Source organism: Nocardia fusca NBRC 14340, from assembly GCF_001618425.1.
Classification (GTDB): domain Bacteria; phylum Actinomycetota; class Actinomycetes; order Mycobacteriales; family Mycobacteriaceae; genus Nocardia; species Nocardia fusca.
The window spans coordinates 86,041-108,640 of the sequence record NZ_BDCU01000038.1 but is presented as its reverse complement, the minus strand read 5'-3'; the positions used below and the strand labels follow the sequence as shown (position 1 = coordinate 108,640).

The following is a 22,600-nucleotide window of genomic DNA, read 5'->3' as shown; positions in this document are numbered from 1 at the left end:
ATATTGAGGACGCCGGATGCGACGACGATCCGCGAGGACGCCTCCAGCGTCGACGGCGTGTCGGACCAGCAGGCCCGGAGTCCGGACCCGGGTATCCACACTGTGCCGAACCCGAATCCTTCCAGTCCGGCGGCCACGTCGCGGGCTTTGGCCTTATCCCGACTGCGGAGGTGCGCCGACCAGATGCCGATCGAGCCCAGTTGCGGCGTCATCGGTTCCCTTCAGCGATGGTGAGCACGCTGGCGCGTGCGATGGCGGGGACAGTAGCCGACATCTGTCCGGCTCATAGCCGCTGTAGCTTCCGTGCCGGCGAACCCGACAAGTTATCCGGCAATTGCTGGAGGATGTTCGACGGCGTCCGGGGCCGTCCGTGGGGCGGCACTTGCTCGCGACATCCATACGAAGTCCTCAACGTGGCGCTCGGGTAGGAATCCAGTATCCTGGACACACTTCGGGTGTGACGTTGAGCGCCCGGCGGGCTCGTTCAATCGCACCCGGGCCGTGTGCGTGCGGCCGACGAGCGTGGAGAGAACTGATCCGCGGCCCGGCCGACAGGGCGGCGGGTAGACTGCTGAAGGCACTGGACAGAACGCCTCGTGGGGCGCAGTTATCCGGTCGGAGTGAGTGGGTCGACGTGACCGTTGAATATGCAAGCATGAGGAGAATCCCCATCGCCGCCGAATCGCAGCTCGAGATGCTCGACCGCACTCCTCGGCTTGTCGATGAGGTAGTGGCGCATCTGCGGGACAGGATCATCGAAGGGGTTCTCTCCCCTGGGACCCGATTGGCCCAAGTGTCGTTGGCGGCACAGCTGGGAGTCAGTCGCACGCCGCTGCGTGAGGCATTGCGAGTGTTGGAGAGCGAGGGGCTGCTGCGACACTGCGATAACCAGCGCGTTGAAGTGGTCGAGATCGGTGCCGAGGACCTACGTGAGATGTACGAACTACGGGAGGTGATCGACGGCCTCGCCGCGCGATTGGCCGCTCGGAAAGGTGTCTCGTCGGCTGATGAACGCCGCGCGAATGAACTTCTCGACCAGATGGGCACGTCGGCAGAACCATATGATCCCGTTCTGCGTAGTCGGTCCCATTCGCAATTTCACGAACTCATCGCTACGGCCTCAGGCAACAGCAAAGTGCAGTCGTTCTGTCCATTGATCAGAACCAGTACGGCGGCTCTCTATCTACCGATGAACCGCGAGCGTGGAGCGGCTAACCTGCTTGCCGCGCAGCCCACCAAGTCGTACAAGGACATTCTCGACGAAGCTCAAGTCCAACACAGCGAAATTCTCGAAGCCATTGTGGCGCGCGATCCTGAGACCGCTGAAGCAGCTGCACGTCGCCATATTCGGAGAACGATCTCCCTCACGCCGCACTTTGCATGACATGTCAAGTGGGTCGGGTCGGCACTTCGGTCCGCGAACCGAAACCCTGTGCGTGTGGCTGTACTAGGAGCATGCGTACTTGCCGATAGGCTCTGCCGCGAGTGCTGTGCCGGACTGGAGTCGGGATGCCAACAACGGCCGATCTATTGCGCGATCGAGGGCACTGTGGCACACGATGGACACACCTGGCTCACACCGGGGCGCGGGCCTCGTCCCACCTGGGTATCGTGTGGACCTCGTCGATCGAGGTGGCTTCCGGTGCGAGCTGCCACCTCGTCAACTTGTGACGTGTCTCGAGGTTTCACGAACCGAGGGGCAAGCAGGCGTCAGCCACTGCTCAGCCAACCGTTGCCCAGTCAGTAGGGGGCAAGAAGTCGTACCTGGCCTCGGAGATGAAGTCGTTGGTGGCGTCGATGAGGATGGTCGAGCGGAGCCTGGACGTGTTCGCGGCCGTCCGCGACGAGTTGCTGGCGCTGGTCAGCTGACGTCAGCGCCACACGGGCGCAGGAACCGGGAGCGGAGCCGCATCGGCCCGCAGTAAGCCATCGATGATGACGGCGAGATATCGCCGCCAGAGATCGGAAGGCGCACCGGGCAGATTCTCGGCAACCTGGACGGGAGCGCAGGCGAGGAGGAAGACGTCGGTGCCCGTGATGTCTGACCGGATGAGGCCGTGCTCACGTGCTCGGTCCACGAGCGCCACCACCGCATCGTGCGCCTCGCCACGTACCCGGGTGGCTTCCTCAGTGCTGCCGCCATTCGAGATGAGGTAGGCCAAGTCGCGCTGTTGCCGCTGGTCAGCGGCGAAGGTGAGGAAGTCCACGAGGGCTGTCTCGGGGTCGGGAGCGTCCAGCAACCGCCGGGCATGGTCTGCCAGGACGATCATGTGTTTGACGACGATGGCCGCCACGAGGTCTTCCTTCGTGGCGAAGTGACGAAACATGGTCCCCTTTGCCACGCCGGCCCGCGTCGCGATATCCGCCACAGAGACATCGGGGCCCCGCTCTGCCATGACTGCCTCTGCCGCGGCGAGCAAGCGATCCCGGTTTCGTACAGCGTCTGCGCGCAATGGTCGAGTCCTGTCCTCCATGGCTGGAGTCTATTCGAAAGTGACCTGGTGGTCATGTTATATTCGACCTGCTCCAGCAAAATGACCCTCTGGTCAACTTAAGGTGGACATCATGGACCCTCGCGACACAGACGCGAACAAGATTCCTTTCGACTCGCATCTCAGCTTGACTGCTGACGAAGTCCTCACCACGACACGCGCGGTCCGTCGGCGTCTCGACCTCACCCGCCCCGTACCGCGCGAGCTGATCGAAGAGGCCGTGAAGATCGCGCAGCAGGCACCCACGGGGCGGAACCAACAGCAGTGGGACTTCATATTCATCGAAGACCCGGCCACCAAGGCGCGAGTCGCCGACATCTGGCGTCAAGGCCTTCAGAGCCGCGCTCCGGATGAGCACGGCATGGCCCCCATGCCTACCCGAATGAGCTTCGGCTCATCGGAGTGGGGGAAGATCCGCGACAGCCTCGGGCATCTCTTCTGGCGCCTCCACGAGGTTCCGGTGCTCATGATCCCCGTCGTACGTGTCGCGCATCGCGCAGAGATGACATCCACACGAGGGCAGGCGCACAACTGGGGTTCTGTCATCCCAGCCACCTGGAGTTTCATGCTTGCCGCGCGCGAACGCGGCCTCGGCACAGCCTGGACCGTCGGACACCTGCAGTATGAGCGAGAGATGGCCGATGTTCTCGGGATCCCCTACGACAACGTCGTCCAAGTTGCACTGACCCCCATTGCCTACACCATCGGGACCGACTTCAAGCCCGCACGGAAGGCCGATCCGGTCAGTCATATCCATTGGAACCGCTGGTAGGGAGAACGTTGCCCGCTCCTACTGCTCTGGCCTTGTCTCCGTGTAGGTGTGGCGCGTGCCTCGCCGTCATAGTTGGATATCGGGAGGCGCATTCCGGAATCCGGTGTCTGCCGCGATTGCTCGGTTCGGGCGATCTTAAGCGTGCCGCCATCCACGATCCAGTTGGAACAGAACCACGCCATCGACCTGCTCACCGAACTGGCCCATCAAACCGGAAAGTAATCCCAACGCCGCAAGGCCGACAACCTCCGCTGCTACTTCAAACCCTCACCAGCAGCTATGCGCAGCATCACCAGCCTCCTCTGCCTCGACCCGCACCGCCGATAACCCTTCCCGAAACACCGACACCGGATAGTCCGTCATCACCGCTGGTCAAGCCATTGTCGTTGTTCTTCGCCCGATTACTACCGGCGGCAAAGGTGTTGCCTTCCTCGCTCGCTGGCCTTCGAATAAGGCGATACAGTATGCGCGCGACCGGATTCGGGAATAACCCTCCGGCGGCGGGCATGGCCTTGTCGATGCTGGTCAGGAACTCGATGACGCGATGGCGGCGGTGCTGTTCGCCGATCACGGTGCCGTCGGCGATGTTGAACGCGGCGAACAGGCTGGTGGTGCCGTGCCGGGCATAGTCGTGGGTGCGGCGCGCGGGCGTACCCTGCACCTGATCCAGCAGGATCGACGGTGGCCGGTCCGGCCGCGGCTCATCGGCCAGACCTGCCAGTCCGTACTCGATGAAGCGACCTCGCCATTTACGCACCGTCATCGCCGATACGCCCAACTCGGCAGCAACGTGGGTGTTGAACGCACCCGGCTCGGCGCACGCCGGCACGATCCGGCACCGCAATGCATACGCCTGCGTCGAGGTCGCTGCCCGCGCACCCCGCACTAACTCCCGACGCTGCGTCTCGGTCACTACCAGATCCGGCCCCAGGCCGCGGCCGCCCTGTCCTTGCCGCCGCCGGATCCTACAATTAACCAACGGATTTCAGGCGCGGAACACTAGTGTCCTGGTCCCGAAATTTGCGCTGTTATTGAGTATGGTTGGTGCGTGTCGTTTTCGGGGCGTGCTGATGCCGAGTTCGAGTTGACCAGTGCTGAGCGGGAAAGGCTTGTCGCGTGGTCGGTTTCAGGGTCGGAGCGGGAGGCCGTGCAGCGCGGATCGTGCTCGCGTGCGCCGAGCCGGGTGTGGTGTACGAGCGGCTGGCTGCCGATCTCGGTGTGTCGGCAATGACGGTGGGCAAGTGGCGTAAGCGGTTCGCCGAGTCCAGGTTGGACGGACTACGCGATGCGCGTCGGTCGGGTCGTCCGACTGCCGATGTGGTGTTGACCGGCGACGAGGCCGAACAGTTGAGGCGCTGGTCGCGGCGGGCGAAGACCTCGCAGGCTTTGGTGTTGCGGGCTCGGATCGTGTTGGCCTGTGCTGCGGGAGCGTCGAACAAGCGGGTCGCGGCCGATCTCCGGGTGATGGAAAGTACTGTGGCTCGTTGGCGGAGCCGGTTCGTCGAGCGACGGCTCGGGGGTCTGATCGATGAGCCTCGCCGGGGGCGGCCACCCTCGATCCTGCTCGATCAGGTCGAGGACGTGGTGGTCACCACACTGGAACAGATGCCGCCGAACGCGACGCACTGGTCACGGGCATCGATGGCCAAGCGAACTGGCCTGTCGCGCAGCACGATAGGCCGTATCTGGGGCAAGTTCGATTTGAAGCCGCATTCTGGTCGACGGGTTCAAACTGTCCAACGATCCGCAGTTCGTGGACAAGGTCGTCGATGTCGTGGGCCTCTACCACAACCCGCCGGAGCGGGCCGTGGTCCTGTGCGTGGACGAGAAGTCCGGGATGCAGGCGCTCGACCGTTCCCAGCCGGTTCTTCCCATGATGCCCGGCATGCCCGAACGCCGTAGCCATGACTACGTCCGTCACGGCGTGAGCGACCTTTTCGCCGCATTCAACATCTCCGATGGCACCGTGATCTCCCAGCTCTACCCACAGCACCGAGCGGCCGAGTTCAAGAAATTCCTGGTCGCAATCGACAAAGCCGTGCCGGCCGGCCTGGACGTGCATGTGGTGTGTGACAACCTGGCCACCCACAAGGCCCCGGTCGTCAACGCCTGGCTCGCCAAGCACCCGCGCTTCCACATGCATTTCACCCCGACCGGATCCTCATGGATCAACCAGGTCGAACGCTGGTTCGGGCTCCTCACCGACCAACTCCTGCGACGCAGCGTCCACAAAAGCGTTGCAGCACTGGAGAAAGACGTCAAGGGCTGGATCGAGAACTGGAACGCTGACCCGAAACCGTTCACCTGGCGCAAGACCGCTGACGAGATCCTCGACTCCCTCGCCAAATATATGGCGAAGATTTCGGGACCAGGACACTAGGTGGGGGGCGCCCGTCGACGCGCCCGGATCGAACATGCCCAAGACGTCGGCGTCCGGCCGAGCATGTCATCAGGCGGCCTGCGGCACGACCTGTGCGATAATGTCGAGGATGCCCGGAAACTGCTGCTCGAGTTCGGCGCGGCGCAGGACTGGGAATCGGAAGGCGCCCTGGGTCCGGCATGTGGTGACGCCGGCATTCAGGAGCTTGGTCAGATGATAGGAACACGTCGAAGTCGGCAGCGACACTTGCTCCGCGATCTGGCCGGCCGTCCGGAGCTCGCCGTCGAGCAAAAGTCTCACGACCGCCAGTCGGCTCTCGTCACCCAGCACTGCGAACAGCCGGGCCATATCTGGAAGCGGCATGGGTGCTGACATTCGAGGTTTGCGCTGCATGAAACCCATGCTAGCGTAGCAACCATATTTCCACAGTTTTGGAAATGTCATTTTTATGCTGACCGGTATCAAGCCCCGAGGAGAGCCATGAGTGACACTGACCGGATCCAATACCTGCTCGACCGACTGGAGATCCAGGACAAGGTCGCCCTCTACGGGCTGGGACAGGACCTGCACCAGGCCGACAGTGAGGACGGAAATGTCCTTGCACAGTGGGGCCAGCTCTTTACACCCGACGCCGTGATCGATGCAACCGATGCCGGAGGGCAGATCTTCAACCTCGGCGACTACGCGGAACTAATGCGCGGCAAGGACCTCGTCGGTGGCAAGGAAGGCCTGGGGTTCTCCTTCAACGCCTGGCAGCACATTGAGGGACACGCCACCGTCACCATCGACGGCGACACCGCTCACTCGATGGCCCCACACTGGCACACGCACATGAGCCGCGACGGCAAAACCAATACCCACGCTGTGGGCTACTGGCACGACGACTGGGTCCGCACGTCCGAGGGATGGAGGATCCGGCTGCGCCGCATCGAGCACCTATATTTCCAGACGTTCCCGGTCGTCGACACCCCGCCGATGATCGCCGGAATCGACCCGATCTGACACCGACCGGCCAGCGCTCTGTGCCCGTGCGCCGACCCGTTCTCGGCAGCTCCCGCGTTCAGGATTCCCGACCACGTGGGCGCGCCGACCACCGGAGCTCCGTCCACGCCGGAAAGAAGGCCGACGGCCACCGTCAACTCATCCGGGCTGCCTTGCAGGATCTCGCCGAGATCGGCGAGTACGCGAGAGGTCTGCCCAACCGGTAGAGGATGGTTCCGGTCACGACGGAAGGTACCGGGTGCAATCGGATTCGCGCCGATGTCACGACGCCGGAGTTGCCTCCCCTGACCGAAGCGGGAGCACTGCGCAGCGACATCGACCCGGTCGACGTCGGCGGCATCCTCGCGGGCGTGCTCTCCGTGGCCGGCGCGCCCGAGCAACACGCCCAACTCGACCGCATGCTCACCGTCGTCGACGGCGGCTCGAGGCCGCTAGTAGATTTCGTCGGTGGCGAAGACTGGGCGGCCGTGCTCATCCGCGTCGTGCGCGAAACCTCTCGATGCGTGATCTGTGCGTTGGCTCTCGAGCCGCGGGCTCGGTCTCGGAGCGGTCACGGCTCGCGGCACATGCGCTCTCGAGGATTGCGCGCTGGCGGTGGTGGTTTCGCGGGTCGGCAGCGGCCGTGCGCAACCACCTTCTCCGGTGCTCGCACCAGATTGTGTTCTACAAGTGCCGGCGGTCGGCGACTTGGATCGCCGTCGGGGGCACAGCCGACCGGTGGGCGCGAGCCGGTGAACGGATACTCCCCTCAGATCGATGTCGAGTGTGTGTCCCACGCGGTCCGGCTGCCTCCGGTGCCCTCGGCGAGGAGCCTGAGGGCGTGGGCCGAGGGCAAGTCGGGTTTTGTGTCGTAGATGATGAGGGTCTGATCGGGGTCGTCGGCGATGATGAGCGCCTGGTAGCTGATGGTGAGGTCGCCGACCAGCGGGTGGTGGTAGCGCTTGGTCCCGGTGGTGCGCTGGTGGACGTGGTTGCGGGCCCAGAGGCGGCGGAACTCGGGACTGTGGATCGACAGCTCACCGACGAGCCGGCCGAGCTGCGGGTCGTCGGGGTGCTTGCCGGCATCGACGCGGAGCATGGCTGCGGTATCGGCGGCGACCTGCTCCCAATCGGCGTAGAGCTCACGCGCGTGGGGGTCGAGGAAGACGAACGTGGCCTGGTTGCGTTCCGAGGTGGGCAGTGTTTCGAAGTCGGTGATCAGCCGGCCCGCGAGGTGGTTGTGCCCGAGCACGTCGAGGCGGCGGCCGAGGACGAAGGCGGGCCGGAGGGCCGCGTCGAGGTTACAGAGCAGTGATCGTGTCGCTGGGTGCAGTTGCTGCGGCCGGTCGGGGCGCCTGCGGCGTGCCGGTGCCGGTTTTGCGATGGTGTGCGGATGGGTGCGTTCGGTGTCGTCGAGCCGGAGTGCATCGGCGAGGGCGTCGAGCACCTGCGGCGAGGCACTCTTCGAACGGCCCTGCTCGAGACGTGTGTAGTAGTCGACGCTCACCCCTGCCAGCTGCGCCAGCTCCTCCCGGCGCAGCCCCGCCACCCGTCGGCGTGGCCCGAGGTCGTGGAGACCCACGTCTTCCGGGCGTAGCCTGGCCCGCCGTGCCTGCAGGAAGTCGCCGAGCGGGCTTGGTCCGTCCATCACTCCACTATCCACGCCAACGGCACCGCCCAGCCACACCCTGCCGGGGGTAGGACAAGGCGGGGCTGGTTGCCGCGCGCGGACACGATCAGGCTCGACCTGCCAGGGCAGCCGCCCTCGATTCACGAGGAGTGATCATGGATCAGATCGAGCTGGGTGACGTGACCGTCACCCGTGTCAAGGAGTACTACGGCTCCGTCGAGATGGGCCCCGCGGACTTCTTCCCCGACAGCCCCGACGGCGTCTGGGACGAGCACCAGAGTTGGCTCGCGCCGGACTTTTTGGACACCGGCACCGGCGAATGCCTCTCGGCTATCCAGACCTGGCTGTTGCGCAGCGAAGGCCGCACCATCCTCGTCGACACCGGGGTCGGCAACCACAAGGACCGTCCCTACGCGCCCGTCTGGAACCGGCTGGACACGAACTTCCTGGACAACCTCGCCGCCGCCGGTGTCCGGCCCGAAGACGTCGACGTCGTCATCAACACCCATTTGCACATCGACCACGTGGGCTGGAACACCTACCTCGACGGCCGGACCTGGGTGCCGACCTTCCCGAACGCTACGTACCTGATCACGCGGCAGGACTTCGACTTCTGGAATCCGGCCAACAACCACGAACCGCTGCTGGGTCGCGGCAACCAGAACGTCTTCGAGGACAGCGTCGTTCCGGTGCACGAGGCCGGGCTGATCCACCTGTGGGACGGCTCGTGCCGGATCGACCGGAACCTCCGGCTGGATCTCGCGCCCGGCCACACCCCCGGGTCGTCCGTGCTGACCTTGGAGTCGGGCGGCGACCGTGCGCTGTTCGTCGGCGATCTGGTGCACACCCCGTTACAGCTCGTGGAGCCGGAGACCAACTCCTGCTTCTGCGAGGACCCGGCCGAAGCTCGGGTGACTCGCCACAAGCTCCTCGGCCGCGCGGCCGAGGACAACGCGCTGGTCTTCCCCGCGCACCTCGGCGGCCAGGGCGGCGCCGAGGTCGAGCGCGACGGGTCGAAGTTCGCCATCAAGGAGTGGGCGGGCTTCTCCCGCATCGCCTGAGCCCGGTGGGGCCGGCCCTGCCCCGCAGTAACCCGAGAGAGGATGAATTTCCCGTGCCCCAGCAGGCAAATCCGATCGTAGAGACCCCGGCGGGCGCCGTACGCGGTGTTCGTGACCGATTCGGCGAGTTCTACCGCGCCGTCCCCTACGCGGCGGCACCCAGAGGCGCCGGCCGGTTCGCGCCACCGGCGTCCCACCCGGGCTGGTCCAGTGTCCGGGACGCCACCGCACCGTCGCCGACCGCGCCGCAGCCTGCCCGGGACTTCGGGCGGCTCGACATGATCCCCTACTTCGGCCCGGGCTGGGTGCGCGGCGAGGAATACCTGACTGTCGACGTCCGCACGCCCGGCGCGGACGGCGGGAAGCGGCCGGTCATGGTCTTCGTGCACGGCGGCGGATTCGTCACCGGTTCCACCCGCGCCGCGCTCTACGACGGCCGGGCGTTCGCCCGCGACGGCGTGGTGCTGGTGACGGTGAACTACCGCGTCGGCATCCCCGGCTTCCTCGACCTGGACGGAGCCCCCGCCAACCGCGGGCTGCTCGACGTCCTCGCCGCGCTCGGCTGGGTGCGGGACACGATAGCTGCGTTCGGTGGCGATCCCGCGAACGTCACGCTGTTCGGCCAGTCCGCTGGTGCCACCATCACCGGAGCCCTGCTGGCGACGCCGGAAGCCAAGGGGCTGTTCCGGCGCGCGATCATCCAGAGCGGCAGCGGCACCGGCGCCTTCACCCCCGAACAGGCGCAGCGGGTCACCGCGGCGGCTGCCCGGGCGCTGGGCGTGCCGCCCACCGCGGAGGCATTCGCCGAGATCCCGGACGAGAGGTTTCTCGAGATCCTGCCGGATCTCGCGGGGATCGACCTGCGGACCGCGACGGCCACGGACCCACTCGTCGAGCTGAGCCCGTTCTCCCTGGTCCTGCCCGTGCAGCCGGCCGACGCCCTGGCGGAGGGGCCGGGCGGAGAAGTCGGCCTGCTCATTGGCACCAACACCGAAGAGGGCCATCTATACCTGGTACCGCAGGGCAAGCTGGAGTCGTCCATGGACGACGATGTGCTCGCAGTCGCGGCGAAGGTCGGCGCGGACCCCGCCGCCGTCGTCGCGGCTCATCGGGCGGCCCGCCCGGGGGCGACCCCGGGCGAGTTGCGCTCCGCGGTGCTGGGCGAAGGCCTCTTCGGGGCCGGCACCGCTCGGATGACCGAGGCCCACGCCCGGCTGTCCGGTGGCCGCACCCATGTTTACTCGTTCGGCTACCGCTCGACGGCTTTGGACGGTCGGCTGGGCGCCACCCACACGGTCGAGCTGCCCTTTGTGTTCGACATCGCCGATGAACCGTGGCTGCACGGCGACGCCGGTCTGCTCGGTCCCGACCCGGCGCCCGCCGGGCTCGCGGCCCGCGTGCACGGCGCCTGGGTCGCCTTCGCGACCCACGGCGACCCCGGCTGGGCGGCGTACGACCCGCGGTGGCCGCAGGCGGAAGCCTTGGGTGGCTGAAAGATCCCCATCGTTCTCACCGCGACGTGCCGGACAACGCCCGGGTCCGCGGGCCGCCCGCCTCCGTCACCGGCCGACGGCCGCGGATTCTGCGGATCAGACCGAGGAGGACCGACCGCAGCGCCTCGGCCCGACGGCTGGAGGGGACGAACATCTGCTGCTTGAGCCGCGCGGTGCGCTGGTGCTTGGTGATGAACGGACGCAGGCCGGTTTCCCAGGTGTCCAGCGCGGCGGCGAGGTCGTCGGGGTGTTCCAGCAGAGCCACGCCCAGCGCGGCGCCCCCGCGAAGCGAGGACGTGGCACCCATGCCCGAGTAGAGGTTCATGCACCACGCCGCATCCCCCACCAGCACGACCCGACCCTTGCTCCACCGTGGCATCCGCACCTGGTGCACCGAGTCGAACAGGTGGTCAGGGGCCTCTTCCAGGGAGTCCAGGACGTGCCGCACCACGGGATCGTCCATTCCGGAATAGACCGAGCGCAGCCGCTGGACCCGTGACCCGCTGAACTGCTCCTGGATGTCTGTCGTCCGGTACGTCAGCAGCGCGGTGGGCGCGTGGTCGGCGAGCCCGAACACCCACATTGCCCGCTTCGCGCGCGCAATGATGATGCTGTCACTCGCCTCGTACGACGGCACCTGCTCCTTCAGTTGGAAGGCGCAAATCATCGCGTTCCATGTGGTCAGGTAGTCCTCGTCCGGACCGAACACGATCCGGCGCACGCTCGAGCGCATCCCGTCCGCGCCGACGACCATGTCGAAGCTCTCGCGGTACTGCGCACCGGTGTCGGCCTTCTCGAGCAGAACCTGCACCTCGGCAGGACCCTCGGTGATCGTGACCGGAGTGGTCCCGAACCGCACCTCGACGCCGGTGATGTTCTGCCACAGCGCGGCCTCGATGTCGCCGCGCAGCACCGCTGCCGGCTCCCCGGGCTGATCCAGGAATCCCAGAGCCGGCCTGCGCCTGCCCCTGCGATCCACCGACCACGAATTCGCGCGGGCCGCCCGTTGCGGGTTGCGGGTGTGCAGGTGGTCGGCGATGCCCAGGTCGACCGCGGCCTGCCGACCCTCCGGGAACAGCCCGACGAAATAGCCCCCGGTACGCCGCTCGGGCGCCCGTTCGACGATCACCGGCGTCCAGCCGGCCCGGCGCAGCCCGATGGCCGCGGACATCCCCGCGATTCCGAGCCCGACCACCAACGCCCTCTTCCGCATGGCTGTCACCGCGTCGCGCCGGACGGGGCAGCGGCCGCCGCCGCGGTGAACTCCGCTGCCAGCCGGCGGTGGACGACCCTGCGGACCAGTTCGAGAACGCTCGAAACCAGCACCTGGACCGGGCGGCTGGACGGGACGAACCGCTGTTGCTTGATCCGTGCGGAGCGCCGCTGGCTGGTGATGTAGGGACGCAGGCCGGTTTCCCAGGCGTCCAGCGCGGCGGCGAGGTCGTCGGGGTGCTCGCCCAGTGCGGCGCCGCCGCGCAGCGAGGACGAGGAGCCCATGGCCGAGTAGGTGTTCATGCACCAGGCCGCGTCCCCCACCAGTACGACCCGCCCCGTGCTCCACCGGGGCATCTTCACCTGGTGGATCGAGTCGAACACGTGGTCAGGGGCCTGCTCCAGGGAGTCCAGGACGTGGCGCACCACGGGGTCGTCGTCCATCCCGGAGAAAGCCGCGCGCACCTGCTCGATCGACGGCCCGGCGAACCGGTCCGGAATGTCGTCGGTGCGGTAGGTCAGCCATGCGCAGGGCGCGTGGTCGGCGAGTCCGAACACCCACATCGCACGCTTGGGGCGCGAGACGATGATGCTGTGGCTTGCCTCGTAGGAGGGCACTTGCTCCTTCATCTGGAACGCGCAGATCATCGCCTTCCAGTTCGCCAGGTAGTCCTCGTCCGGACCGAACACCATTCGGCGCACGCTCGAGCGCATCCCGTCCGCGCCGACCACGAGATCGAAGTCCTCGCGGTACTGCTTCCCGGTGCCGGCGTCCTCGAGCAGGACCCGCACCCCGCCGGCGCCCTCGGTGATGTCGACCGGAGTGGTCGCGAACCGCACCTCGACCGCGTCCTCGGTCGCGTTGCCGGTGATGCCTTGCCACAACGCGGCCTCGATGTCGCCGCGCAGCACCGCTGCCAGCCCGCTGGGCGCGTCCAGCAATCCCAGAGCCGGCTTCCGCCTGCCCCGGTGATCCACCGACCACGAGTTCCCGCCCGGGCGCCATTCCGGGTTGCGGGTGTGCAAGTGGTCGGCGATCCCCAGGTCGGCCGCGGCCTGCACACCCTCCGGGAACATGAAGATGAAGTAGCCCCCCGTCCGACGCTCGGCTGCTCGTTCGACGATCACCGGCGTCCAACCGGCCCGGCGCAGCCCGATGGCCGCGGACATCCCCGCGATTCCGAGCCCCACCACCAGTGCCCTCTTCTGCATGGGTTTCCTCTCTCCGGTCACGTTCTGATGGATGGACGGCTCAATCGGGCACGACGACGGCGCGGCTGCGGCCGGTGTGTGCCCACGCCTCGCCGATCCGGCTCAGCGGGAACACGGTGTAGGGCAGCTGCAGGGACCCGTCGGCGAAGCGGGCCATGACCTCGGGCGCCTCGGCGAGCATCTCCTCGGCGGACCGCGATCCGACGCCGCTCCCGGTGATCCGGATCCGCCTGCTGCGCAGCAGGTCCGCGGGCAGCGACGCCTCCAAGCCCGCGAGCGAGCCGATCTGCACGTAGGCCGTGTTCGCCTCGGTGTCCTCGCCGCTGCGACCCAGCACGGCGAAGACGGCTTCGGCGACGGGCCCCCACAGGTAATCCAGCACGAGACCGGGCGATGTCTCGGATACCGCATCAGCCAGGGCCTTCTCCATGCCGTCGGGTCCGTCGTGGGCCAGCGACACGGTCGTCGCTCCCGCGCCACGCAGCCGCTCCAGCGCCTCCGGATCGCGTCCGGCCGCGATGACCCGCTCGGCCCCTAGCGCCAACGCCCCCTGCACGGCAAGGCTGCCCGACATCCCCGTGGCGCCCAGCACCAGTACGGTGCCCAGCGCCCCTATTTCCTTGCGTCGCGCGGTGAGGACCATCCAGCCCGAGAGGCCGGGGTTCATGCCTGCGGCGATCGCGAGTGGATCCGCTCCCGCCGGGACCTCCGCTTGGAAGGGCGCGACCAGCCGTTCGGCCATCGTCCCGAAGGGTGGACGCGCGTATCCGGTGTAGACCAGGCGCCCGTCGCCGGTGCGAGCGACCGCGTCGATGCCCGGCACCAGTGGATACGTCATCTGCCCTCGGCCGTAGTGCCGCCCGGTGGTCAGCCCGCGAACGATGTTGTGCAGGCCGGCGCCGACGAGGTTCAGCGGCTCGTGACCGGGTGGGACCGTCGGCTCGGGGAAGTCGCCGCAGACAGGCGACATATCGGGGGCGGTGACGACTGCAGCACGCATCAGATTCTCCTTAACTAAGTTAAACGCTGTAATCAGCATTACTTAACAAAGTTAAGTTGTCAATTCGCTCTTGCTCTTGGTCGTGGGCTTCGTCATCGAGGAGCAGGAGCGACGCCAGTCCGCCGCGACGATCCGACGCGCTACTCGGCTACCGAGCGTGACGTCTGGCTCGGCGAAGGCGCGTCACTGGTGAAGGAGGCCGGGCACTTTCACGACGACGGCGACCAGCGGTTCGAACGGCATCTCGGCATCGTCCTCGACGGGCTTACCGCCCGACCAGTCATACGCGCCTGCGAGCAGGCACGAGCGGCCGCCGGGCCTGACGTGACGACCCCGGGGATCCGTCGGGAAACAGCTGACCCCACTGAATTCGGGCTGCTGTCTTCACCGACGTGGACGCGCACACGTCGCAGCTCGCGGGCAAGGTGCAGCGCGGGGTCGGCATCACAGCACCGGGCCGTGGCCCAGGACGTGTTGATCCTGGCGTCCGCCGCGAACAGCACGCAACAGGGCGACCCGGTGACCGACCGGCTGCCTTTCCCGGCGTGATCGCGGTCTGCGCGGTGGATGTGGATCTCGCGGCCGTCCCGCGCGGGCCGGCGTCGGAAGTGGTGCCCGGCGCGGTGATCGAGGTCGTGCCACCGGCCGCCGCGGGCAAGAGGGACTGAAGTGAGTTCGTCAGGCGGGGAATCCGCGACGGCGACGTCGAACGGCGGAGGAAAGACCGAAGACCATAGGATCAGACAATCTGCACTGCCGGCTGTTCCGGCGTCCGTTCGACGCTCGGCAAGGCTGGACTCGTGCCGGGGAGCTCTCGGTCCGGATCGAGCGGGGCGGCGTCGCCGCCGTCTCGACGGAAGTCGGCCGGCGCGCCGAGGGCGGGGCGGCACGTCGCCCAGGACCACTCCGGCCACGCCGACGTTGAACGCCGTCTGCATGTTGCCGGCTTCGCGGCGGCGGGTCTCGTCCAGAACATCGGCGTTCGAGACCCGCTCCGGTCAGGGCTACAACGTCGGCAAAGCGTGCTACGGCTACCGCACTGGAGCCATTGGAAATGCCTGGTCATCGTGGGTGGCGAGGCAGTGTCAGCGAGGCTGACCGCTCTCATGAGCACGGCTGGCCATCGGGGATCGACGTCGGCGGGCCAGGCCGAGGGCGAGCACGGTGGCGGTCGCCAGCGTGGCGGCCGCGATCGCGATATAGCTGTACACGCCCGTCGCGGAGTTCACCGCCGTCCCGTCGATGATCGTCTGGGTGGACGAGAGCACGGCTGCCCCCACGAACGTCATGACCACCGAGCCGAACGCGCCCACGACCGAAACCATGCTCGAGACCGCAGCCTGACGATCGGCCGACACGAGCAACCCGGCCAGGTTGAATCCGGTGGTCAGGAGCGCACCCATCGTGCACTGCAGCAGAAAGGAGCAGGCGATCGCGGCGGGCAGCCAGGACGCCCCGGTGAGCATTCCGGCGGCGCCGGCGGTGCCGACCGTCGTGGCGGCGGCCAGCGTGGCCGCCGGTCCGATCCGGGTCGCGAGCCAGCCCGAGAGCACTCCACCGACGACAACCCCGACGGCGGGAATCCCGAACAGTAGTCCCAGCATGCCCTGGGCGTCGAGCCCGTAACCGAGCCGCTGCTCGTGCGAGACCTGGGCGATCAAGCTGAGGAGCTGGTCCATGCTCTGTGTCGCACCCGTAGCGAGCACGATGACGAGCAGCGTGAGCAGGAGGGGCCGCCCGAGGTTGCTGATGTCGATCACAGGATCGGTGGCCCGCCGGGAGTGCCGTACCCAGTACGCCAGCGTGGTCACACCGGCGCCGAGAATGGCGAACGGGACCACGCCGAACCAGCCGATCTCCGGCCCCAGGCTGATGTAGCCGAGCACCGTGACCAGGCCGGCGCCCAGTAGGAGGGCGCCGCCGACGTCGAGCCGGCCCGGCGTAATGGTTGTGGATTCGGGGATGACGGCGCGCACGGCAACGGCGGCGGTGGCGCCGAGTGCGGCTGCCGTCACGAAGATGATGCGGAAGCCGAACTCGGCGACCAGATTCTCGTAGAGGAAGGCGGCGCCGAGGTTGAGCACTGCTGTGCCGGTGGTGACGATCCCGACCGCGGGCATTGCGATCCGTGGTTCGCAGAGTTCGCGGACGATCGCGGCGGAGAGGAAGATCGACGCGATGACGGCGCCTTGGGCGAGACGTCCGAGGGTGAAAATCAGCATGTCGGGAGCTATCACGCAGATGACGGAGCCGGTGCAGCCGATGAGCAGCGTGCTGACGAGCATCCGGCGTTTGCCGCGTAGGTCGGCGCTCCGGCCCAGCAGCGGGGCCCACAGCGCACCGGCGAGTACCGCGCTGGAGCTGATCCAGGCCGCCTGATCGGTCTGGAAGTGCTCGAGCATCTGCGGGAGGAACAGTAGCGGCGCTACGAGCACGGTATCCGCCATCAGATTGCCGATGAGGAGTGCGGCGATCTGTGCGGCGAGGCGCTTGTTCCACCTTCTGTGCCGTGTCGTGCCCGGTGGCAGGCCGGTGTCAGGCGTGGTGTTCACGAAAGCTCCTTTGCGATGGTCGAGCAGTTTCAGCGCTGCCGCCACGGTCTGTTCCCGAGTGATTCCCTTCCCCGTGGTCGCAGCTTAACTAAGTTAAGGAGCGGTGGCAATCGGTCGGCTGAACTCGGATGAGGAGGGTGCCGTGCGGGCGGCGGTCGTCACCGGGTCCGATGTCGCGCCGGTGTGCGCGGAGTTCTACGCCCCCGGTGCAGCCGCCTGTTGTGAGGGTCGGAACGGCTGATCGGTCGTCAGTGCAGCCGATGTGCGAGCCCGTCGAGGAGGATGCCGAGTTGCCGTTCGAATCTCGGGTCGCCGTCGTCGCGGAGATGTCCGGCGGCCTTGACCAGCTCGGCGCCTTCGCCGAGCCACGCGTCACGTCCGGTGAGCGAGTATCGAGCGGGGTCGGTGTCGGCGGACGGGCTGCGCTCCTGCTCTTCGATGACGAAGCCGACTACGAAGGCGGTGACCAGGTCCAGGGTGTCGTCGGCCTCGGGCAGGGAGAACCCGGCCGCCGTCAAGCGCTCGAGCCACGATTCTTTCGCCTTCACCACTTCGGGGTCGGCGAAACGCGTGCCGCTGAAGATGCGCGCCCCATCCCGGTGCATCAGATACTCCGACCTCAAGACGCGGGCGTAGGCGAATACATCGTCACGCCAGTCGCCGCCGCGCGGGATCGCCGCGAGGGCTTCGGTGACGCGTCGCATGACGAAGGTGGCCATTTCGTCGAGCAGTTCCTGTTTGTTGCGGACGTGCCAGTACAGGGCGGGGGCCTTCACGTCGAGCCGGGATGCGAGCGCACGGACGGTGAGGGCGTCCATGCCCTGCTCGTTGAGCAGATCGAGTGCTGTCGTCACGATCTGCTCCCGCGTGATTCCTTTGGTCACAGTTGGCACCTTAACGAAGTTAAGGCACTGTTGCCGACATCGGAGATCAACTTGGTTGAATAGTCATCTCATGCGTGCTGCGGTCGTCAGCGCCCCGGACGCGGCACCCGTCTGTGCGGACTTCCCGGATCCGCCGTTCGGCGGCGGACAGTACCGTGTGCTCGGCGCAGGCCAGTCCCGCCTCTGATCAGTGTCGGTCAGCTCCTGGCGGCGTCGGTTGTGGATTGCCGGCAATCCCGGGGTGCAACAACTCGCCAATCGAATTCCGATGACAACGATCCGACTCTGAAGGTGCGTTGTCACGTTACCGGGGACCTGTCACTACGATAGGGGCATGGCGGCTTCGTTCTCAAATGGTCTCAACGGTACCGAGCCCCGGGCCGGTAGGCGGAACCTCAAGGGCGACATGCGAGAGCGAGCGATCCTCGAGGGAGCTTATGAAACACTGCGCACCGAGTCGATGCGTACGGTCTCGATCGATGATCTCACCAAGAGCGCAGGATTGTCGCGATCCTCCTTCTATTTCTATTTCGAATCCAAGTGGCAGGTGCTTTCGGCGCTTCTTTCGAGCGTTACCGACGATGTTTTCAAAGCATCCGCAATGATTTTCGATCGGCCGGCCGGAGTTCCGCCAGAGGTTGCGATAGAGCATGCGGTCTCCGAAGTTATAGATGTATGGGAGCGGCACGGGCACATTCTTCGTGAAGTCGGTGATGCCGCGGCGGCGGAACCTGCCTTACAGGCTCAGTGGGACAAAATCTTGGGTGGATTCATCGATGCTGCCGCCGCCGCTATCGAGCGCGACAGAGCCGCTGGTGTGGCTATCGACGGGCCGCCGGCCCGCTCCCTGGCGGCAGCGCTCATGTGGATGGGTGAGAGAAACCTCGGTCTCATGAGCATGCGCAGCGCGAACGCGATCCGCATGGAAGATATGGTCGAGACGGTGACGACCGTGTGGCTGAGAACAGTGTTCGGCCTCGAATACGCTGGAACCTCGAAAAATACCTGAGCGGACGTTTCAACTCCCAGCGCCAGGGCAACGAACCACGCTGTGCCCGGCACGGGCTTCGTGGTGGTGAGAACGCTGCGGCCCTGTGCGGTATGTGTTTCTGCCACGTCGAGGTCATGGGGCTGCTGCACGCATGACCGACTCGATACCTGAAGAAATATTGCGGACTTCGCGACCCCGGTCTCGCGTTCGCGGCGCCGTCCGAGCGGCCGATGTCGACTGTTTCCTTGCCTCGGAAGGAGCGGCGGACATCACGGGTGTGGTGTTTCCGGTCGACGGCGGCGTGTTGACGTGACCGGTTGATCCGCGCGGCCTCAGTCTCCGGCGTCTGTCCGAGACCCACGAATCTCGGGGTATCGATCCCGCCCTTCGGCAAAGCGCTCCAGCGCAACGGAGTCGACCACAATCGTGCCCGTAATCGTTACCACCTCCCTCTTTTCGATCGTGACAGTGTAGGCGACTGTCACCGATCCTTGTTGCGCGGAACTGACATAGCCTTCACATCTGAGGCGCGAGCCCAACGGCGTGGGAGCGGTGAATCGGGAGTTCAGAGATCGGAGCTCTTCGAGGGGGCACCAAGATGTCACCCACCGACCGACAAATGCCATAGATAGCATTCCTTGAGCAATTACTTCGCGATGCCCCGCCAGTTGCGCTGCCGAATCACTCAGGTGAAGAGGATTGTTGTCCCCGGAGGCCTGAGCGTACTCGGACAACATGGATCTGGTGACCGGCCCGAAAAATGCGGTGGGCACAGGAGCTCGGTCGATCATCGAATGACCTGCCGATCCTTGATCAGCCAGGTGCATTCGGACGTAGCGACCACCTCGTCCCCGCGGTGAAACGTATTCAGCGTCACCAAGTAGGTCATGGTTCCTCCCTTGAAACCAGCATCGGTGATGCGGCGTCGAACCTGAATCGCGTCGCCCGCGTAGACGAGCGAACGGAAGTGAAACGCTTGTTCACCGTGGAGAACCATTGTGGTGTCGAGCCCGAGTTCGCGTATGAAGCGAAGGATGTCTCGGTGGTCGATCTCCAGCGTGATCATGAACGTGGGCGGTGCGGGGATATCCTTCATACCGAGCTCCCGGGCGACCGCGACGTCGAAGTACATCGGGTCGGTTTCGCCAGTGGCGGCGGCGAACTCACCGACGGCTTGTCTTGTCACGTGACGATCGAAGCTTTCGAGCTGCCGACCGATGAATTGCGTCGGTTCGGTGGACACCTCAGTGGCTCCTTCCCAGGTAGGCGGCGCGAACGTCCGGCGAAGTTCGCAATTCGTCGGCCGGCCCGCTGATCGTGATTCGCCCCTGCTCGAGTACATGGGCATGTTGCGCGAGGCCCAGAGCATCGTCGGCCATTTGTTCGATCAAGAGGATGCCGGCGCGTGTCTCGTCTGCGATCAGCTGGATCAGTCGGAAGACCTCCTGCGTCAGCTTGGGGCTGAGGCCGAGCGAAGGTTCATCGAGCACCAGATACCTGGGCGCCGAAGCAACGGCTCGGGTCAGGGCCACCATTTGTTGTTCTCCGCCGGACAGATGGCCGGCGCGTTGACTCCACCGATCGCGGAGTATGGGAAACGCGTCGAGAAGCGTCTCCACGTGCTGCGACGATGTTCTACCGCGTCCAGCAGCCGCGCAGGATCCCATGCGGATGTTCTCCGCGACGGTCAGCCTGGCGAATAGTCGTCGACCTTCGGGCACCATCACAATGCCGGCGCGTGCTCGTTGAGCCGCGGTCAACTTCTGGACGGGTTTGCCGTCGAGGACGATGGACCCGGACCGGCAAGGCAGCAGACCGCACACTGTTCGCGCCAACGTCGATTTGCCTGCGCCGTTCGACCCGATCAACGCCGAGATTCGGCCGGGCGCAAGCTCCATGCTGATCGACTTGGTGACCGTAGCCCTACCGTAGCCGGAACTGACTTCTTCAACGACCAGACTCATACCTGTCCCCTTCGGTAAACGATTCCACCTGCGAAGAATCGGATGCCCCGAGATACACCGCCATCACCGTCTCGTCGGTCAAGACGTCCGACGCGGTTCCATGGGCGATGACGGTCCCTTGCGCCAAGCATGTGACCTCGTCGGCCACCGTCGAGATCAGGTCCATGTGGTGCTCGACGAGGACCATGCCGAGACCATCGGCACGAAGGTCTGTCAACAGGCGCCCCAGTTCCATGACTTCAGTCGAGTTGAGACCGGCGGCCGGCTCATCCAAGATCAGCACCTTTGGTTGACTTGCGAGCGCTCGAGCGATCTCGAGTGCACGCGCCTTGCCGTACGCCAAGCTCCCAGCGAGAACATACGCTTCGTCGAGGAGGCCCACGCGTCGTAACAGGGCAACCGCCATCCCCTCGAGTTCGGCCTCTCGCCGATACTGAGCGCGCGGCTTCAATGCGGCCCGCCACCACGAAAGTTGTCCTGTGTCAGCGAACCCCGCCTTCACGTTCTCGAGCGCGGTAGCCGAATTGAACAGCTGCGGTGTCTGAAACGTTCGGGCGAGCCCCTTTCGCGTGATCTGGTCCGGACGGTGGCCTGAAATTTCGACCCCGGCCAGGAGGATCGAACCGCTGTCGGGGCGATATGCCCCACTCACCAGGTTCGCCAACGAAGATTTGCCGGCCCCATTCGGTCCGATTACGCCATGGATGCTTCCCGGGCGTACGTGGAGGTCGACTCCGTTGACTGCCAGCAATCCACCGAACTGCTTCGTTACACGGACGACTTCCAAGAGGGCCTCTGTGTCGGTCTCTCCGATATCGACAGCCAGGAAACCCGACGTCGACGGCGGCTGAGAGGGCAGTTGGGGTGCCGGAAGCCGAGCGAGGTTCCGGCGCGTTCGCTTGGCAGCGAAGTCCGAGATCGTTCCTACGACTCCGTGCGGGAGGGCGAACAGTGCCGCGATGAGAATCAGGCCGATGATCCCAGGCGTCGACAGATACCACTGTTCACTCAGGTACTGACGCTGAAATTCTGTGACACCCTCCAGCACCTCTGACCGTTCCAGCCACACGACGATCACGGCGCCGACAGCGGGCCCGATGACAGTTCCACTGCCTCCGAGGATGACGGCGAGCAGAATCGTGATCGAGAAGAACACGTCGAACGATTCCGGCTGCAGGTGAGCGAACAGCAGGGCGTAGAAGATGCCACCGAGACCTGCGAGTGCGCTCGAGATGCCCAGCGCAGCGACCTTCCGCTGAAATACGTGCACACCTAGATGCGAAGCGAGGATGTCACTTTCGCCGACGGCCCTCAGCGACCGACCCCATGACGACAGGCTCAGGTTCCGATACCACACCAGCACCACCACGGTTGCCACGAGCACCAGCACGAGCACCGAAGCGAACTCGCCGGCGAAAAGGGGCGGCACAAACGTAAATCCCAGGACGTTCGCGTCGGGAAGAAGGCCGGTTTGGTGTTGGAGGGTGTTCGGATATCCCGATGCGGCGCCGAGTACCGGCCACTCGACCAGGACCTTATGAACCAGTACCGCCAGGACCAAAGTGATCATGGTGAATTGCGGACCCCGGAGGCGGGCCGTTCCCAGGGCTACGACCACGCCGACAACAGCGCACACGATCAGGCTGATGGGAACTGCCAGCAGGATTGGCAGGCCGCCCTCGAAAGAGAGGTAGCCGAAGACATAGGCCCCCACCGCATACATCGCGCCCTGTCCGAGCGAGATGAGACCGGCAAACCCCGATACGAGATTCAGTCCCACAGCCGCCACGACCGTGGCGGCCATCAGGCCGATCAGTTGCATATGAGGAATTGATGTCCCTTCACCACTGAGCCCGGGGGCCAGAGCGAGAAAGGAGATGAGGACGACAGCGATGCCGAACAGAGCATCTCGACGCTGCGGCGAGACTTCGGACCAGCGTGCGATTATGTTCTTCGCCGCTGGTAAGGGCATGTGC

Annotated in this window: 19 protein-coding genes and 3 pseudogenes; 9 read left to right on the top strand and 13 right to left on the bottom strand. The window is 65.8% G+C overall.

The genetic code is table 11. The features are described from left to right. Positions 1 to 655 precede the first annotated feature (655 nt). The gene (locus NF4_RS24600) at positions 656 to 1,384 is read left to right on the top strand and encodes a GntR family transcriptional regulator (protein ID WP_063129744.1); all 729 of its coding nucleotides are present in this window, start codon (positions 656 to 658) and stop codon (positions 1,382 to 1,384) included. A gap of 487 nt (positions 1,385 to 1,871) precedes the next feature. Here the strand turns inward: NF4_RS24600 and NF4_RS24595 are convergent, their stop codons facing one another. Beyond that, positions 1,872 to 2,474: a TetR/AcrR family transcriptional regulator gene (locus tag NF4_RS24595; protein ID WP_063129743.1), complete on the bottom strand. Its 603-nt coding sequence runs from the start codon at positions 2,472 to 2,474 to the stop codon at positions 1,872 to 1,874. A gap of 91 nt (positions 2,475 to 2,565) precedes the next feature. On the opposite strand from NF4_RS24595, the gene NF4_RS24590 reads away from it, so the two are divergent. Beyond that, a complete protein-coding gene (locus NF4_RS24590) occupies positions 2,566 to 3,264 on the top strand; it encodes a nitroreductase family protein (protein ID WP_063129811.1) in 699 nt (232 codons plus the stop codon). 499 nt (positions 3,265 to 3,763) lie between these two features. Here the strand turns inward: NF4_RS24590 and NF4_RS40300 are convergent. Continuing rightward, positions 3,764 to 4,156 (bottom strand): annotated as a pseudogene (locus NF4_RS40300) (helix-turn-helix domain-containing protein); the annotation flags it as partial. 224 nt (positions 4,157 to 4,380) lie between these two features. Here NF4_RS40300 and NF4_RS40295 point away from each other — a divergent pair. Both NF4_RS40295 and NF4_RS24580 read left to right on the top strand, forming a co-directional pair. Further along, positions 4,381 to 4,515, top strand: a pseudogene (locus NF4_RS40295) (transposase); the annotation flags it as partial. Continuing rightward, positions 4,492 to 5,644, top strand: a pseudogene (locus tag NF4_RS24580) (IS630 family transposase). The pseudogenes NF4_RS40295 and NF4_RS24580, both read left to right, overlap by 24 nt. Positions 5,645 to 5,713: 69 nt before the next feature. Here NF4_RS24580 and NF4_RS24575 read toward each other — a convergent pair. Continuing rightward, positions 5,714 to 6,037 (bottom strand): ArsR/SmtB family transcription factor, encoded by a 324-nt coding sequence (locus tag NF4_RS24575; protein WP_198165459.1) that lies wholly within the window; start codon positions 6,035 to 6,037, stop codon positions 5,714 to 5,716. A gap of 87 nt (positions 6,038 to 6,124) precedes the next feature. Between NF4_RS24575 and NF4_RS24570 the strand changes: the two genes are divergently transcribed. Continuing rightward, positions 6,125 to 6,646 carry a nuclear transport factor 2 family protein gene (locus tag NF4_RS24570; protein WP_063129740.1) on the top strand — a complete coding sequence of 174 codons (522 nt, stop codon included), beginning with the start codon at positions 6,125 to 6,127 and terminating at the stop codon, positions 6,644 to 6,646. 748 nt (positions 6,647 to 7,394) lie between these two features. On the opposite strand, the gene NF4_RS24565 is transcribed toward NF4_RS24570, so the two are convergent. Continuing rightward, positions 7,395 to 8,273 (bottom strand): helix-turn-helix transcriptional regulator, encoded by an 879-nt coding sequence (locus tag NF4_RS24565; RefSeq protein ID WP_063129739.1) that lies wholly within the window; start codon positions 8,271 to 8,273, stop codon positions 7,395 to 7,397. A gap of 137 nt (positions 8,274 to 8,410) precedes the next feature. Here NF4_RS24565 and NF4_RS24560 point away from each other — a divergent pair, with 137 nt between their 5' ends. Further along, positions 8,411 to 9,316 (top strand): MBL fold metallo-hydrolase, encoded by a 906-nt coding sequence (locus tag NF4_RS24560; RefSeq protein WP_063129738.1) that lies wholly within the window; start codon positions 8,411 to 8,413, stop codon positions 9,314 to 9,316. A gap of 53 nt (positions 9,317 to 9,369) precedes the next feature. Beyond that, positions 9,370 to 10,809: a carboxylesterase/lipase family protein gene (locus NF4_RS24555; RefSeq protein WP_063129810.1), complete on the top strand. Its 1,440-nt coding sequence runs from the start codon at positions 9,370 to 9,372 to the stop codon at positions 10,807 to 10,809. A 16-nt stretch (positions 10,810 to 10,825) separates the two neighbouring features. Here NF4_RS24555 and NF4_RS24550 read toward each other — a convergent pair whose 3' ends face one another. The 3 genes from NF4_RS24550 to NF4_RS24540 are packed head-to-tail and all read right to left on the bottom strand — an operon-like array spanning position 10,826 to position 14,233. Beyond that, complete coding sequence (locus NF4_RS24550; protein WP_063129737.1) at positions 10,826 to 12,022, bottom strand: FAD-dependent monooxygenase; 1,197 nt, start codon at positions 12,020 to 12,022, stop codon at positions 10,826 to 10,828. A gap of 5 nt (positions 12,023 to 12,027) precedes the next feature. Beyond that, positions 12,028 to 13,233, bottom strand: coding sequence for an FAD-dependent monooxygenase (locus tag NF4_RS24545; protein ID WP_084533418.1), 1,206 nt, complete (start codon positions 13,231 to 13,233; stop codon positions 12,028 to 12,030). Positions 13,234 to 13,273: 40 nt separating this feature from the next. Further along, a complete protein-coding gene (locus tag NF4_RS24540) occupies positions 13,274 to 14,233 on the bottom strand; it encodes a quinone oxidoreductase family protein (RefSeq protein ID WP_063129736.1) in 960 nt (319 codons plus the stop codon). A gap of 545 nt (positions 14,234 to 14,778) precedes the next feature. Here NF4_RS24540 and NF4_RS39845 point away from each other — a divergent pair. Beyond that, positions 14,779 to 14,901: a hypothetical protein gene (locus NF4_RS39845; protein WP_269749653.1), complete on the top strand. Its 123-nt coding sequence runs from the start codon at positions 14,779 to 14,781 to the stop codon at positions 14,899 to 14,901. 417 nt (positions 14,902 to 15,318) lie between these two features. Here the strand turns inward: NF4_RS39845 and NF4_RS24530 are convergent, their stop codons facing one another. After that, on the bottom strand, positions 15,319 to 16,785 hold the full coding sequence (locus tag NF4_RS24530; protein WP_063129808.1) for an MFS transporter: 1,467 nt from the start codon (positions 16,783 to 16,785) through the stop codon (positions 15,319 to 15,321). A gap of 248 nt (positions 16,786 to 17,033) precedes the next feature. Continuing rightward, positions 17,034 to 17,669 (bottom strand): TetR/AcrR family transcriptional regulator C-terminal domain-containing protein, encoded by a 636-nt coding sequence (locus NF4_RS24525; RefSeq protein ID WP_063129734.1) that lies wholly within the window; start codon positions 17,667 to 17,669, stop codon positions 17,034 to 17,036. 334 nt (positions 17,670 to 18,003) lie between these two features. On the opposite strand from NF4_RS24525, the gene NF4_RS24520 reads away from it, so the two are divergent. Continuing rightward, a complete protein-coding gene (locus NF4_RS24520) occupies positions 18,004 to 18,678 on the top strand; it encodes a TetR/AcrR family transcriptional regulator (RefSeq protein ID WP_063129733.1) in 675 nt (224 codons plus the stop codon). Between the two features lie 314 nt (positions 18,679 to 18,992). Here NF4_RS24520 and NF4_RS40130 read toward each other — a convergent pair whose 3' ends face one another. From NF4_RS40130 to NF4_RS24505, 4 genes are read right to left on the bottom strand one after another with little or no spacing between them, the layout of a single operon-like run. Next, the gene (locus NF4_RS40130; RefSeq protein WP_157120558.1) at positions 18,993 to 19,451 is read right to left on the bottom strand and encodes a MaoC family dehydratase; all 459 of its coding nucleotides are present in this window, start codon (positions 19,449 to 19,451) and stop codon (positions 18,993 to 18,995) included. Beyond that, on the bottom strand, positions 19,448 to 19,903 hold the full coding sequence (locus tag NF4_RS24515) for an FAS1-like dehydratase domain-containing protein (protein ID WP_063129732.1): 456 nt from the start codon (positions 19,901 to 19,903) through the stop codon (positions 19,448 to 19,450). The genes NF4_RS40130 and NF4_RS24515 overlap by 4 nt, the downstream gene beginning before the upstream one ends. 1 nt (position 19,904) lies before the next feature. After that, a complete protein-coding gene (locus NF4_RS24510) occupies positions 19,905 to 20,624 on the bottom strand; it encodes an ABC transporter ATP-binding protein (protein ID WP_063129731.1) in 720 nt (239 codons plus the stop codon). Next, positions 20,608 to 22,596: a branched-chain amino acid ABC transporter ATP-binding protein/permease gene (locus tag NF4_RS24505; RefSeq protein WP_198165457.1), complete on the bottom strand. Its 1,989-nt coding sequence runs from the start codon at positions 22,594 to 22,596 to the stop codon at positions 20,608 to 20,610. Before NF4_RS24505 ends, NF4_RS24510 begins: the two co-directional genes overlap by 17 nt. Positions 22,597 to 22,600: the final 4 nt, after the last annotated feature.